At 42.3% G+C, this 13722-nt stretch carries 11 protein-coding genes and 1 tRNA gene; 7 read left to right on the forward strand and 5 right to left on the reverse strand.

Translation table 11 applies throughout. The features are described 5' to 3' along the window. Position 1: 1 nt before the first annotated feature. Positions 2–3367 (reverse strand): helicase-related protein, encoded by a 3366-nt coding sequence (locus ACFQZX_RS16105; RefSeq protein ID WP_377117275.1) that lies wholly within the window; start codon positions 3365–3367, stop codon positions 2–4. Between the two features lie 379 nt (positions 3368–3746). Between ACFQZX_RS16105 and mobC the strand changes: the two genes are divergently transcribed. The 5 genes from mobC (at position 3747) to ACFQZX_RS16130 (ending at position 9161) form a co-directional block, all read left to right on the forward strand. Further along, positions 3747–4091: a plasmid mobilization relaxosome protein MobC gene (gene mobC / locus ACFQZX_RS16110; RefSeq protein WP_377117276.1), complete on the forward strand. Its 345-nt coding sequence runs from the start codon at positions 3747–3749 to the stop codon at positions 4089–4091. Next, the gene (locus tag ACFQZX_RS16115; protein ID WP_377117278.1) at positions 4078–5439 is read left to right on the forward strand and encodes a relaxase/mobilization nuclease domain-containing protein; all 1362 of its coding nucleotides are present in this window, start codon (positions 4078–4080) and stop codon (positions 5437–5439) included. The genes mobC and ACFQZX_RS16115 overlap by 14 nt, the downstream gene beginning before the upstream one ends. 131 nt (positions 5440–5570) lie before the next feature. Beyond that, positions 5571–6452, forward strand: a complete 882-nt coding sequence (locus ACFQZX_RS16120) for an SDR family NAD(P)-dependent oxidoreductase (protein ID WP_377117280.1) — start codon at positions 5571–5573, stop codon at positions 6450–6452. 6 nt (positions 6453–6458) lie between these two features. Next, positions 6459–7268, forward strand: a complete 810-nt coding sequence (locus tag ACFQZX_RS16125) for a helix-turn-helix domain-containing protein (RefSeq protein ID WP_377117282.1) — start codon at positions 6459–6461, stop codon at positions 7266–7268. 78 nt (positions 7269–7346) lie between these two features. Continuing rightward, complete coding sequence (locus ACFQZX_RS16130; RefSeq protein WP_377117284.1) at positions 7347–9161, forward strand: ABC transporter ATP-binding protein; 1815 nt, start codon at positions 7347–7349, stop codon at positions 9159–9161. 35 nt (positions 9162–9196) lie between these two features. On the opposite strand, the gene ACFQZX_RS16135 is transcribed toward ACFQZX_RS16130, so the two are convergent. Beyond that, entirely contained in the window at positions 9197–9412 is a 216-nt protein-coding gene (locus ACFQZX_RS16135; RefSeq protein WP_377117286.1) for a helix-turn-helix domain-containing protein, read from the reverse strand. A 127-nt stretch (positions 9413–9539) separates the two neighbouring features. Between ACFQZX_RS16135 and ACFQZX_RS16140 the strand changes: the two genes are divergently transcribed. Then, entirely contained in the window at positions 9540–10391 is an 852-nt protein-coding gene (locus tag ACFQZX_RS16140) for an RNA polymerase sigma factor (RefSeq protein ID WP_377117288.1), read from the forward strand. A 15-nt stretch (positions 10392–10406) separates the two neighbouring features. Then, the gene (locus ACFQZX_RS16145) at positions 10407–11486 is read left to right on the forward strand and encodes a hypothetical protein (RefSeq protein WP_377117290.1); all 1080 of its coding nucleotides are present in this window, start codon (positions 10407–10409) and stop codon (positions 11484–11486) included. 174 nt (positions 11487–11660) lie between these two features. Here the strand turns inward: ACFQZX_RS16145 and ACFQZX_RS16150 are convergent, their stop codons facing one another. From ACFQZX_RS16150 to ACFQZX_RS16160, 3 genes are all read right to left on the reverse strand, one after another. Further along, complete coding sequence (locus ACFQZX_RS16150; protein WP_377117292.1) at positions 11661–11951, reverse strand: helix-turn-helix domain-containing protein; 291 nt, start codon at positions 11949–11951, stop codon at positions 11661–11663. A 75-nt stretch (positions 11952–12026) separates the two neighbouring features. Then, a complete protein-coding gene (locus tag ACFQZX_RS16155; RefSeq protein WP_377117294.1) occupies positions 12027–13256 on the reverse strand; it encodes a site-specific integrase in 1230 nt (409 codons plus the stop codon). 252 nt (positions 13257–13508) lie between these two features. Beyond that, a tRNA-Asp gene (locus tag ACFQZX_RS16160) sits at positions 13509–13582 on the reverse strand. Positions 13583–13722: the final 140 nt, after the last annotated feature.

Raw genomic sequence — 13722 nt, forward strand, 5'->3', positions numbered from 1 at the left:
ATTAGTTTAAGTTGTGAATAAGGCCCATAGAACATATTATTTGTGCCTCTTTAGCAAGAAAATCACCATCATCTATATGACATAGTTTATCCTCTTCTCTAAGCGATACAGATAGATTGGCAAGCTGATCATCAGCAATGCCGGATTTAAGTTGTCTATTAAAGGTTTCTCTTGCAAATTCCTTCAAAGGATATTTATAAATGTCATCGAGAGCTTTTTTTAAAGCTTCGGTGACAAATAAAGTATTTTCAAATTCTTTTATATATCGATCTAAACGCATGTAAACACGATATTTAACACCAGTTTTTTTTCCAAGAGTTCCGCTGATTGTCTTTTCCTCTTCTTTTATTATATCCATAGCCTTGGCAACAAGTTCATGATGAATTGCAATTTTCGGTAACGGGGTAGTATAGGCATTACACTGCGCCGCTTTTAAAATTGTTAATTGCGAATTAGTAATTACTTCACCTTTCTCATTAAGCCACGCAAGTACATCGTTATCATCAGCTGTACGACTATAAACAATCACACCATCTTCGAACAGATTGTTATTTTGAGCCTTAGTGGCATATACTACGTTGGGGAGATCTGGAATCAATTTGTTTAATTCCGGATCTGCATCAGTAGCATTCTTCCATATTTGATATGCGTAAGATGACAAATCAATCTCCGAATCATCATCTTTTTCTTCTAATACATTTGATCGCTCGTTATACAAGTCCTCGATGTTTATCGGGTCACCATCAAAAAAAGTTTCATCAGATCCAACTACTTCTGCATTTTCTTTTATACGATTTGATAGTCGCCCTCTTAGGTTAATAATTTGTTCAATTCCATCTTCAGGCAAAAATGAATAGCATATAATTTGTGAAGACTTTTGCCCAATACGGTCCACGCGACCAGCGCGTTGTATTAATCTGATTATAGCCCATGGTAAATCATAATTAACAATTATATGACCGTCCTGTAAGTTTTGTCCTTCACTCAAAACATCCGTTGTGATGAGTACGCGAATTTCCTGTCCATTAGTTACTATTTCAGGCTTTCGATTACTTTGCGGACTAAATCGATGAGCAATTAAGGTGGGGTTTTCATTATCGCCGGTAACAAAATCAATTGAGTTTACACCCTTAGCAACTAATTGTCGATGTAAATATTCAGCTGTATCTGCGAATTGTGTAAAGACTAAAACTTTATCATTTGCATGATTCTTAGTTATCAAATTAAATAAAGCATTGAGTTGACGATCTTGACTAGGCTCCCAAGTTTTTGCAATTAGCAAAATGGATAAGATATCTCTGCAATCATCAATTAATTCTTGCATTAATAATTCATTAAAAAACTCAGATCGTATCCAGTCAAACTTTTTTAGATGTTTAGGGCTTCGGAAACTGGCATAAACTTTTTCCGCTTGTTTAAGATATACTGTTTCATCGGTAATTAGATTTAGATGGTTGCGCTCTGATTCGGAATCATCCAAATCTTGATCATCAAGATAGTCATCGAGGTTATGACTAGTGTTTTTTCCTACTGGTATTGGAAGTTGATTCTCGATTGCGTAAATGAAAATAAAATTTCTTAATGCATGTCTACTCAACGATAACAAAAAAGAGTAACCGCTACTTTCTAACCGTTTAAACAAGTTTGTTCTACAAAACCCTACCAGGCGTTTACCTGCCCGTGAAAGATTAGCTATTATCGATTGTTCGTCAGAAGTGGGCCTAACCAAAGGGCGATCCGTCAAGTAGTTTCCCAATCCGTATCTGGGAATCGAGAGATTATTGATACAATTAACAACATCCGCTGAATAAAGATGAGCATATTGATCCAAGGGATCAGACGGATTGAACTCGTATTCGACACGTTTTGGAATTCTATCTGGAAAATATGATCGGCTTCCATCCGCAAAAGTTAAATACCTTCGGTCATTTTCAGAATCTTGTTCGGTATACCATTTACGTACGAAACTTCTTGTCCTGCGTACAAGAAAAAGGCGCATCAGCTCCCTCCAATCATCTGAATATGTACTATGCTCAAATGCCTTAATACTACGAATGAAACTAGAGTGTTGAATTTCAAATTCAACACGTCCTCCAATTGAATTTATATAGTTTTCAGGGCTTATTCCAAGATCTCTGTCATCGTTAATAAATAGTCTTAATTGGTTAGAAAGGTCGAGATAAGTTTTATTATAGGGAGTTGCTGAAAGTAAAATTACCTTACTTTCGTTTTCCTCTAAATAGGATCGGATAGCACGATAGCGACTTCCCTGGTCGTTGCGTAGGTTATGGCTTTCATCTATGATAACTAAGCGATAGCGTCTAAGTGTTGGAAGTAGTCGTTGCACTAAACTTTGTGAAATAATTTTCGCTCGAAGCTGGTAACGGTGGACGTAATGCTCCCACATATCCACCAAATTTTTAGGACAAATTATTAAAGTTTCTAGAAAAAAATCATCCTCAAAAATTTTCGCTAAAGCTGTAGCTGTAATAGTTTTACCTAAACCGACAACGTCCCCAATCATGACACCACCGCGCTTGTTGAGCATTTTTGCTGCTCTTTGAACGGCATTAACTTGAAATGGTAAAAGGTCTTTTTGAAAAACTGAAGATACCTTAAACTCACTAATGCCTGCTCTCGCTTCTTGCGCAAGATGATATGCAATTTTAAGGTATATATGATATGGCTTAAATAATCTATCAGCAGCCCAACTATTATCGATAATTTCAATTAGTTCGTCTGTTATGTCAAAACACCATTTATCGATCCATCGATCTTCAAACCAGGTAACCAACTTTTTTGCGGCATCCTGTTCTTCTACATCCACGTTTAATTCTCCTTGTCTTGATAAGCCGGCCAAAGTTAAATTGCTACTCCCTACAAAGCCTTCAATCTTATCCCGATCTTTTAAATAACATAAGTAAAGTTTTGCATGTAATGGATATCTTAAATGAAGTTTAACAACAACTTTTTTATCTTTCATTTGCTGGCTGAGCAAACGCAGCGCCTTTTCGTCAGTTTCTGTTGGCGCACCGATAGTTAACTGATCTTTAAATTCCTCTGCTAAGCGTCGCCTAAGCTTAAGAGCTTCTGCTTGATCAATTTGATGATCTTCCTTTGAAAACTGCTCTTTTAAAATATCAATCGGCATCTTTTGCATGCCAACTAAAAGTCGGCAAGTCCGAAATACGTTCACTTTATTTTCGATTGCATTATCGCCATTAAGAACGTCTATTTTATCGCCAATTTCCCTCCAACCCCGTAGGTTAAAATATCCTACACATAAGTCCGCCCGCTTTGCAGCGTCCAAGGTTTGATTCAGTCCCTGAGATAATTGGTTTTCTATGTTGTCATAAATTTTAGGCATGCACAGTTTTTGTAAACTATAAAACTAACAATACTAAGTGATTTATAAGATATTTTAAAAGCAAAACACTGGTTTAGGGGCGGGTAAATCCCATTCATGTCCACAAAAACCTCTGCTGCCAATCAAGCTTTTGTTTCTTAATGTAGATTATGTTTGATATTTGAACAGTTAGTTTTATTAACCATGAAGTAGAGCAAGTTATGTTTTGGTAATACCAAAACGACTTGCCTGCGGGGTCAGCTGCGCTGATTTAGGCAGCTTCACTTTGTTCAGCAGACCGCTGGGATTTTATTTATTGGCTGTTGTGTATTGAGACTATGTTTCGGTAGTACAGAAATGCTTGTCAAAAAGTGGTGTTTTGTCTGTGGAGCTTTGCACTATGGCAAGGCCGAAAAAAGATAAAGAACATAAACTATCCGCGACAGTTGTTTTCCGGCTAACGGAAGGTGAACTGCGAAAACTGGAGCACTGGAGTGTCATTTGCGGACAGCACCTGGCTGTGATGATCCGGCAAAAGCTGTTTACCGGTAAATACCCGAAAACAGTTTTGCCGAAAGTGACCGTTGAGCTTTATGGGGAACTGAACAGGATAGGTGTTAACATTAACCAGCTTACCAAGCAGGTTAATGCCGGCAGACTTCCTGCTGCATTGCTGCCGGTATTGGAAGCTGTTGCAAAGCAGCAGCAGGAGATCATTAGACGTTTACTGGATGATCGCGGTTGAGAAGTTGGGTTCTAACTTCATGGGCGCTTTAGCTTATAACCTCAAAAAGCTGAACCATTCGGATGAAAGCAAACGGGCTGAACTATTAGCAAGCACCTTTTCTTCTCTTTCAGCCGGCATGATCAAAAAAGAGGTAGACCTGATCAAAAGCCTGCGTTCTTCCCTCTCCAAATACGTCTGGCATACCAGCCTTAACTTTTCAGCTGACGAGCGTCCCGAAAATCTGACCAATGAAAAGCTGCTGGAGATCGGATTAGAATATATGCGAGCTATGGGTTATGGTGATAATCAGCACCTGGTCATCCGTCACTTTGATGCAGAACATCCGCATATCCATTTATTAGTAAACCGTATTCGCTTTGACGGATCGGTAGTATCTGACAGTAATAATTACCGTAAGAGCCAAACCGTATTGAGAAGATTAGAGCAGCAGTATAACCTTATACCATTAGCGCAAGCTAACAGCATAGCTAAGCAGCCTGATATCGGTAGATCAAATAACATCGACAGCAGTATATCCGCAGAACTGTATGATAGTAGACCGATAGAACAAGATAACAGTGCGGCAAGGTTACAGGATAACCATGTATCATCTTATCAAAGTAGCAAAGTAACAACAGGCCAACATAACAAGCTATCGCAACGTTCATTGCGAAAGAACGAAATAGAGCGAGCCATCCGAACCGGCATTCCCTCTGACAAGGCATTATTGCAGGCTATTCTTGATCCAATCATTTACGATAGGAAACTCAGCTTAAGTGAATTTATAGCGCGTTGCAATAAAGCCGGGGTCAGCCTTTTGTTTAACCAGGCAAGTACTGGGAGAATAAGCGGTATAACCTATTTCATCAATGACTTTAAGATCAAAGGGCAATCACTGGGTAACCGCTTCAAGTGGGCGGAAATAGTTAAGTACATCGATTATGAACAAGACAGAGACAGCAAGGCTGTTAGCGCAGCAAACAGCCGCACAAAAGCAAGATACGGCGAACTCACCGAAGGCCGACCAGCAGGAAACGACAACAGCATTGGAGGAAGAAAGGGAGCTGTTATTTCAAACCCTGGGCTTAATGCAAACCAACGCGACGGCGAGCGCCAAGTTGTTACGGGAGATGTCCGAAAAGGATCAGGACAACACGAGCCGGTTGATGAAACTGGAACAGAAAGCGGTTACTCAGGAAAAGAGCTTGAAAGTGCTGAAGATATTGATCGCAGTGATGTTCCTGATTACACTGATAGTAATTTATATAGTTATAACGGTATAGAGATAGCTGAAGATGTGGATGATGAAGCGGTACATGGCAGAAACCGGCAGCGGCAGAAAAAGGCCAGGACGAACCGGAGATGAATTTTTATGAGGGGTTAGAGATTATTTTAGCCACCTGTTTAATGAGCCGTTCAACAAAATAATTTGAGCTTTACAACAAAACGCTAACTTCGTTGTGGCGCTACCTTTGTCTTAACAAAATATAAAAGACAATGAAAAGAACATGGTTTATCACAGGAAGTTCGCGTGGATTAGGACGCAGCCTGACAGAGGCAGTACTGGCCAGCGGCGATAACGTCGTAGCAACGGCAAGAAATACAGACGATCTAAACGAATTGGAACTTAATTATCCGGATCAGATATTGCCGTTAAAGCTGGACGTTAATGTTAACGAAGAAATAAGCGCGGCGGTGGGACTTGCCATTAAGCATTTCGGAAGGATCGAAGTGCTGGTGAACAATGCGGGTTTCGGCATAACCGGCGCAACAGAAGCCTACACTGAGGAACAGGTCAACAGCCAGCTGGTGACCAACCTGTATGCACCTATCGCTCTCACCCGGGCAGTGCTGCCGTATATGCGGAAACAACGGTCGGGACGAATTTTGCAGATCAGTTCTATCGGTGGGCGTCGCGGTAGTGTCGGCGTCAGCATTTACCAGGCAGCTAAATTTGGTTTGGGAGGTTTTACCGAAGCGCTAAACAACGAGGTGAATCCATTAGGAATATTTGTAACCTCCGTGGAACCGGGCGGGTTTCGTACGGATTGGGGAAGTTCTTCAATGACTTATGCACCCAAGGTGGAAGGCTATGAAGAAACGACGGATAAACGCGCTGAATTATTTGCCGCCGGCAAATTCCAGCCGTTAGGCGACCCTGATAAAGCGGCGCAGGCAATGATCAATGTAGTAAATCATCCGAAGCCACCGGTGCACCTGGTACTAGGCAGCGATGCGGTCAAGATGATCAGACAGGCGGATGCAGAGCGTACTGCGGAATTGGAGGCATGGCTTGAGGTTAGCAAATCAACCGATAGCGATGATGCGGATGATTTCTCAGCAACAGAACAGGGACAGTTTTTTATGAAGAAAAAATAAAGCTTTATGATTATCAAAGGATCAGATGACCAGCCGAAGATCTTGCAGTCCTGTTACGGTAACGTCAGCCGCAGCGGAGAGCATTTCGTGCCTAACCATACATTGAGCTATGTAGTTTCCGGCCGGAATGATATTTACCTGAATGGTAAAACGCACTGTTTCGGTGAGGGGGAATTCAGGTTTACGGCTAAAAACCAGCTGGCTAAGTTCACTAAGTACCCTTCGGCTACGGAGGCGTTCAAGTCCATCAGCGTGGTCATTGATCAGCAAACACTCAGAAGTATCAGTGAGGAGTATAAGTTACACCAGCAAAAGGTTTATACAGGTGAGACCCTGTTAAGCCTGAAGCCGGTGCCTTTGCTCCAGCAATTCATCGCTTCTTTAAGCCCATACCTTAATGGTTCGGGTGAACTGAATGAAATAATCACCAGGCTGAAGGTAAAGGAAGCTGCCATGATACTCCTGGAAACCAACCCCGAGCTATGCGACTTGCTGTTTGACTTTGATCCGCCGGGCAAGGTTGATCTTAAAGCCTTTATGACGCAGCATTATAAGTTCAATGTTGATCTGAATCGCTTTGCTTACCTTACGGGTCGCAGTCTGGCTACCTTCAAACGTGATTTTGAGCATACCTTTCATACCTCACCCAGCAAATGGTTGCAGGAACAGCGTTTAAAGGAAGCTTATTTTCTGCTTAAAGAAAAAGGTCGCAAAGTGACTGACGTTTATTTGGATGCAGGCTTCAAGGACCTTTCTCACTTTTCATTTGCTTTCAAAAAAACATATGGGGTTACGCCATCCAGCGTGGTTCCTTAGGCAGTGTTGACATAATCGTTGCAAAACGAATAATTTTGGCGTGATCTCTTAAGGGCTGTGATTGTTAGCTTTGTAGCGATGACAAATCCAAATGTAAATTTTAAGGATCGGTTACGTGCTTTGCGCAACCTGCCGGCATTTTTCAAACTGGTTTGGGCATCTGGTCGCGCCATGATGGCGATCAATATAGTTCTGCGATTCTTTAAGGCAGCCATTCCGTTTTTATTGCTGTTTGTTGGTAAATTGATCATTGACCGGGTAGTTCACCTCAATCAGACGCACGATGCTTTTGCAGAAAGTTATCTATGGAAGCTGGTGGCGGCTGAGTTCGCGTTGGCTCTGCTGTCGGATGGTCTTAGCCGCGCCATAACGCTGATGGATGGTTTGCTCGGCGACCGTTTCGCTAATCATACGTCTGTGCGCATTATGGAACATGCGGGTTTACTAGACCTCGACCAGTTTGAAGATGCCACTTTCTATGACAAACTCGAACGTGCGCGGCAACAAACAGCCGGCCGCACTATCTTGCTTTCACAGGTGATGAGTCAGGTACAAGATCTGATCACCGTTGGTTTTCTTGCAGCGGGTTTAATTGCATTCAATCCTTGGCTGATTATTCTTTTGATTGTCGCTATCCTACCTGCCTTTTTGGGGGAGTCTTACTTTAATGACCAAACCTATGCGCTGAGCCGCAGGCAAACGCCGCAGCGCCGTGAACTTGATTATTTGCGATATATAGGAGCCAGTGATGAAACGGCCAAGGAAATTAAGATGTTCAGCCTATCGCGATTTATTATTGACCGCTTCAAGGCTTTATCTGATAAATTTTACTTGGACAGTAAACGGATCGCTATTAAACGATCAATTTGGGGGACGCTATTTGCACTATTAGGCAGCCTTGGTTATTACGGTGCGTATGTATTTATTATTCAGCAAACGGTCAGCGGCGCTCTTTCTATTGGCGAACTGACTTTCCTGGCTGGCTCGTTCAGGCAACTGCGTTCGCTGCTTGAGACCATCTTGTCTCGTTTTACCAGCGTTTCCCAGGGAGCCATTTACCTGAGTGACTTTTTTGATTTTTTTAAGATCAGGCCGAGGATTCAAAACGCTGATCGACCTCTGCCATTTCCTGATCCTATCCAACAAGGCTTTACGTTTGAAAATGTAGGGTTCAAATACACGAACAGCGAACGCTGGGCGAACCGACACCTGCATTTCACGCTTCATCCAACGGAGAAGCTGGCTCTTGTCGGTGAGAATGGAGCAGGTAAAAGTACACTCGTTAAACTGCTAGCGCGCTTATATGATCCGAGCGAAGGACGCATTCTTTTAGACGGGCATGATCTGCGGGAGTATGATCTGAACGATCTGCGCAAACATATCGGTGTGATCTTCCAGGATTTCCTTCGTTATCAAATGACCTTCTCTCAAAATATTGCCGCAGGTAACATAGACGAACAGACTAATAAAGAGCTTATCTATCGTTCTGCAAGCCAAAGTATGGCCGATGAGCTGGCTGGTAAATTGCCCGGTGGTTACGAGCAGATGCTAGGCCGACGGTTTGCCGAAGGCGTCGAATTGTCCGGGGGCGAGTGGCAGAAAGTGGCCATTGCCCGGGCATACATGCGTGATGCTCAGCTGGTCATCCTGGATGAACCCACATCGGCACTTGATGCCCGGGCGGAATTTCAGGTTTTTGAAAGATTTACTGAACTTACTCAAGGTAAAATGGCCGTATTGATATCACACCGTTTCTCGACTGTAAGGATGGCTGACCGCATTATCGTATTAGACAAAGGGGAGATAACGGAGATCGGCACACACGAAGAATTACTGGCTAAAGGCGGGCGTTACACCGAATTATTTGAGTTGCAAAAGATGGGTTATCAATAGAAAGTTTGTGGTCACTGGTTTTATCAGGAGTTAGGTTATTCCTTCAATTTTAAGTCAGTGAAAAGATGGTTTAAAAGTTCTGTTGGATCAACATCGATTGCCAAGGCGATCAGGTAAAGTTCATCCGCCCTAAGTTTAGTACTCGGATTCATTGACAACTCACTAAGTCTTGACTTACTTATTCCGGTCTTTCGCGAAATTTCTGCTTTGTTGACAGATTTCTTTGCCAGATATAAACCCAGTTGCGTCATTAAATTTTAGTTCTCCATTACTTATTTCCAGAATTAAAGTACAAGTGTTTAGCAAAACGAAATAATATATTTGATTTTGTTTAGAAAATCTATACATTAGTAGGGTTATTCTAAATACAATTGTGTTATGTTTGGTCTTGTAAACGATTTAGGCAATCCACAACAGATAGTTGGAGAAAATGACTTCCAAACATTGTTAAGGCAGAGGCGAACAATGTTACATCGCTTCGGATTGCGGATGCTAAATGATACTTATATCATCGAGAACATCGTACAGGACGCGTTCCTGAAGCTTTGGAATTTCAGGGAGACGATAACCAGTACGGAGCACGCTGAACGGTTTCTGATGCAGTCTGTGAAATGGGCTTGCTATTCTTACTTCCGGAATGCCGGCAGCAGGTTTCACCGCCGCATGGTGCAGCTGGATGCGTTGGAAAATTACGATGACTTTATAGTTGATGTGCAGGAGTATAATTCTGATTTCGACGACGTTGAACAAAAACGGCTCGACGCGATCAGCGACGCCATTGCTAAAGTTTGTTATGGCCGGGAAAGAGAAGTCATGGAGCTACACTTTATCAAAGGGTTTACCCATACGCAAATCGCGGAACGTTATCACTTATCAGTAACAACGGTAACCATGATCCTTGAAAAAGGAAAGCTGCGATTAAAGACCGTTTTACTAACTGCAAAGGATAGGCAGATAACAAGTGAGGGTTATGCTGTTACCGCAGCCTTTTGGGAGAAGCTGGAACAGATCGAAGGTTTAAGTGCTGATCAAAGTGTTATCTATCAACTGAGAACCGTTGGTAAGTACAGTTTTGAGCAGATCGCAACTTTTCTATGTCTTCCGCTATCTTCTGTTCAGCTGGAATATGTCAAAGCTTTTAAAATAGCAGGCGGGCAAAAAAAGAAAATGGCTGATCCTGCGTCGCGGTATAAGAGCAGATATACTGTGTCATCCCGTCTAAGCGCATAAGTTATGGGAGGCACTATGCATATTACCCGTAAGATCCAGCTGCTGGTTAACAGCAGCGATAAGGATCTTGTATATGCATCCATTGGCAAGTTAATGGAATGGCAGAGGGCCTGCTTTAAATGTGCTAACCTCGTCTATACCCATCAGTTCTTACAGGAGCAGATTTCTGAACTGGTTTACCTGACGGAAGGTGTCAAATTGAAGATATCCGATCAACATAAGGATGCTGACGGGATGCTGGTTTCCTCCCGCACCAATTCTACTTATCGGGTATTGACCGAAAAGTTCAAAGGTGCATTGCCCAGCAATATTTACAATAACCTCAACAGCCAGTTGGTAGGGACATTTTTAAAGGAGAAAGAGCTTTACAGAAATGGTGAACGCTCCATGCGGAACTTCAAGCGTTCTATTGCTATGCCCTTTAGCGCGGAATGTATCCGGCGGCTGGAGGCTTGCGAACCCGGCAACTTCACGTTTACCTTGTTCGGTATTCCATTTAGGACCTACCTGGGCCGAGGCTACGATGACAAGCGGGAGTTGTTAAGGCAGGTTACAAGTTGTAGCCTGAAGATGGCGACCAGTTACCTGAAGGTGGAACAGCATAAGATTTTTTTACTGGCGACTTTTGTTCAGGAAAGGCAGGTGCACCTGTTGGGTGAAGAGATCATCGCTGAAGCGTCACTTTCTTTTGAGCATCCTATCCTGGTTAAGATCGGTAAAGCGAAAATGACCATCGGCAGCAAGGAAGAATTTCTGCACCGCAGGCTGGCCATTCAGGCGGCTCGGAGACGGGTTCAGGCTGCTGTTTCGGGTAACAAGGCTGGTCATGGTAAGATCCGGAAGCGTAAGCCGCTGGAGCACTACCAGCACCTGGAGAAAGATTACATCAATCATAAGCTGAATGTTTATAGTAAACGGCTGATCGATTTTTGTCTTCAGCATAGGGCGGCGACATTGATACTTACCTGCCAGCAGGAGAAGGAAGAGGTTGCAATGGCTGAGCCGTTCCTGTTGCGGAACTGGAACTTTGCAGGGCTAAAGGATCTGATCGCGTTTAAGGCGGCCAAGGTTGGCATCGATCTGATCGTGGAATAGACTGAACGCCATCAAAGAAATTTGAGGCTGCTTGTACAGCCGTAGGGTGAGGCCATGCTGCCTCACTAAATAGGGACAGAACGTGAGACTCTCCGTATATACAACGGCTCGCTTATCGTGTAGGTAGAGCATTGCTATAAGCTGGACTTATAATTTATAAGTTGAAGTGATAGCTTATCTGGTTTTAGCTTCAAGGATCTTGGCAATGTCATCATACTTATAGTAAATGATACCTCCGATTTTTGAGAATGGTAAGGTACCATTCATTCTTAAGTTCTGTAAGGTGCCACCGGATATTTTAAGCAGATTTTTGACCTGGTAACTCTTCAGCAGCTTGCCGGTTTCCTGTTTTTGGTTGCCTACTATCGATTTGATATCTTCTAATAGCCTTAATCTAAATTCTTCCAGATCCGCTTTGGTTATGATCTCAAGTGCCATTGGATTTTCTTTTTGCACAAAGATCATCGGGCAAAAGCCAAATTCTTCGGTAGTTTTTCGGAACTACCGAAGAATAAACTTTTTGATGAATGAACATGGGTTCTATACAGATTTCGCGTTTAGTTTTTTTCGAAGGAGTTTCATATCAGAGCTTAGCTTTTGTTCCCTTACCCTGGCATAGATCTGCGTTGTGGTGATTTTGGTATGGCCAAGCATTTTACTGACTGACTCTATCGGAACACCGTTTCCTAGTGTTACTGTCGTGGCGAAGGTATGCCTGGCCATGTGGGTTGTAAGATTTTTTTCTATGCCGCACAGATCTGCTATCTCTTTAAGATATGCATTCATCTTTTGGTTGCTTTTCATCGGCAGGATTCGGCCACTGATCACACATTCATCGTGATTTTTGTATTTGTTGATAATATCTATGGCCTGTGGCAGCAACGGGACGTTGGCAGCGATTTCTGTTTTTGTCCGGTTGGTCTTCATCCACATTTCTCCGTCATTCCCGATCACAATATTCGCGCTGGTCAATTTGGATGCATCAACAAACGCATAACCTGTGTAGCAACTAAAGAGGAAACAGTCACGTACTTCTTCAAGACGCTTTACAGCGAAATTTTTATCAATAAGTCTTTCAAGCTCCTCCGGATTTAATTCTTCACGTGTTACTTTTCGTGTAGTGCATTTGAAAGCCGCAAACGGATTGTACGGTATCCAATGGTTATGTACCGCTAAAGAGATGATCCTTTTAAGGCGCTTGATATACGCCATAGCCGTGTTATGGTCGATGCCTGCTTCTATCTTAAGATACTTTTCAAAACCCGTTACAAAGCTGTACTCAAGTAAGTCGAGGTAAATATCGGACCTGTTGTATTTGTGCAGTATATATTCAGCGACTTTGCTTCGGATAGTTTTGTATTTTGTCAGCGTCGCTTTAACATAGTCCTTGCCGACCAGTTTCTGAATATCGGCATTGTGTTCGTCAAATATTTGAAGCAGAGAACGCCGCTCATCCGGTACGCCTGTAAATTTATTTTTAATTTCTTCGGCCGAAATGTACTCGCTGTTTTTCTGCAATTCACTGTAGATCCGGAAGATCTCCTCCGAAACTTGGTGAATATGATTATTGATAGTACGCACTTCATTGCCGCTTCCTTTCATGTAGCCGGTCTTTGCATCCCATTTAGCAGGATTGACCTTCTTTTTTAGAGAGATCTCCGCCCTTTTGCCCATTACAGTCACTCTCGCGTATAGGGGCATAAGGCCATTAACATCTGATTTTGCTTTGTTTGCCCAGATCAGGATCGAAAAGCTGTTAGAATTCTTCATAAGTAACCAATTTTTTGATAAAAGATTTAATAAAATTTGAATCGTTTTGATGCCATTTGACACCATGTTAATTCATTCAAAATCAATCAATTAAATCCTTATTCGGTTACCTAAATTAGGTGATTCAAATAGGTAACCGAATAGGTAACCGAGAGAATCATAAAACTTAGTCTGAAACGAGCGCTTTTGACATAAAAAAAGCGCCTAAATCATTGATTTAAGCACTTTTGGTGGGTTTTGATACCCTTTTAGCGGAATGGACGGGACTCGAACCCGCGACCCCATGCGTGACAGGCATGTATTCTAACCAGCTGAACTACCACTCCGTTTGGGACTGCAAATATACGCTTCGTTTTTAATAGCGCAAATCTTTTTTAAAATTTTTAATTTTCCTTTGTTGCTGCATTATTTTGGTGTTATAGCAGCTTTTTCAAAATTTAACTTAAATTCGTTTTGACTTAATTGT

The organism is Mucilaginibacter litoreus (assembly GCF_042676805.1).
GTDB lineage: Bacteria > Bacteroidota > Bacteroidia > Sphingobacteriales > Sphingobacteriaceae > Mucilaginibacter > Mucilaginibacter litoreus.

Excerpts from the sequence above, each read along its gene's own strand:
- ACFQZX_RS16105 (WP_377117275.1), bottom strand. The coding sequence starts at position 3,367 with ATGCCTAAAATTTATGACAACATAGAAAACCAATTATCTCAGGGACTG.
- mobC (WP_377117276.1), top strand. The coding sequence starts at position 3,747 with ATGGCAAGGCCGAAAAAAGATAAAGAACATAAACTATCCGCGACAGTT.
- ACFQZX_RS16115 (WP_377117278.1), top strand. The coding sequence starts at position 4,078 with ATGATCGCGGTTGAGAAGTTGGGTTCTAACTTCATGGGCGCTTTAGCT.
- ACFQZX_RS16120 (WP_377117280.1), top strand. The coding sequence starts at position 5,571 with ATGAAAAGAACATGGTTTATCACAGGAAGTTCGCGTGGATTAGGACGC.
- ACFQZX_RS16125 (WP_377117282.1), top strand. The coding sequence starts at position 6,459 with ATGATTATCAAAGGATCAGATGACCAGCCGAAGATCTTGCAGTCCTGT.
- ACFQZX_RS16130 (WP_377117284.1), top strand. The coding sequence starts at position 7,347 with ATGACAAATCCAAATGTAAATTTTAAGGATCGGTTACGTGCTTTGCGC.
- ACFQZX_RS16135 (WP_377117286.1), bottom strand. The coding sequence starts at position 9,412 with ATGACGCAACTGGGTTTATATCTGGCAAAGAAATCTGTCAACAAAGCA.
- ACFQZX_RS16140 (WP_377117288.1), top strand. The coding sequence starts at position 9,540 with ATGTTTGGTCTTGTAAACGATTTAGGCAATCCACAACAGATAGTTGGA.
- ACFQZX_RS16145 (WP_377117290.1), top strand. The coding sequence starts at position 10,407 with ATGCATATTACCCGTAAGATCCAGCTGCTGGTTAACAGCAGCGATAAG.
- ACFQZX_RS16150 (WP_377117292.1), bottom strand. The coding sequence starts at position 11,951 with ATGATCTTTGTGCAAAAAGAAAATCCAATGGCACTTGAGATCATAACC.
- ACFQZX_RS16155 (WP_377117294.1), bottom strand. The coding sequence starts at position 13,256 with ATGAAGAATTCTAACAGCTTTTCGATCCTGATCTGGGCAAACAAAGCA.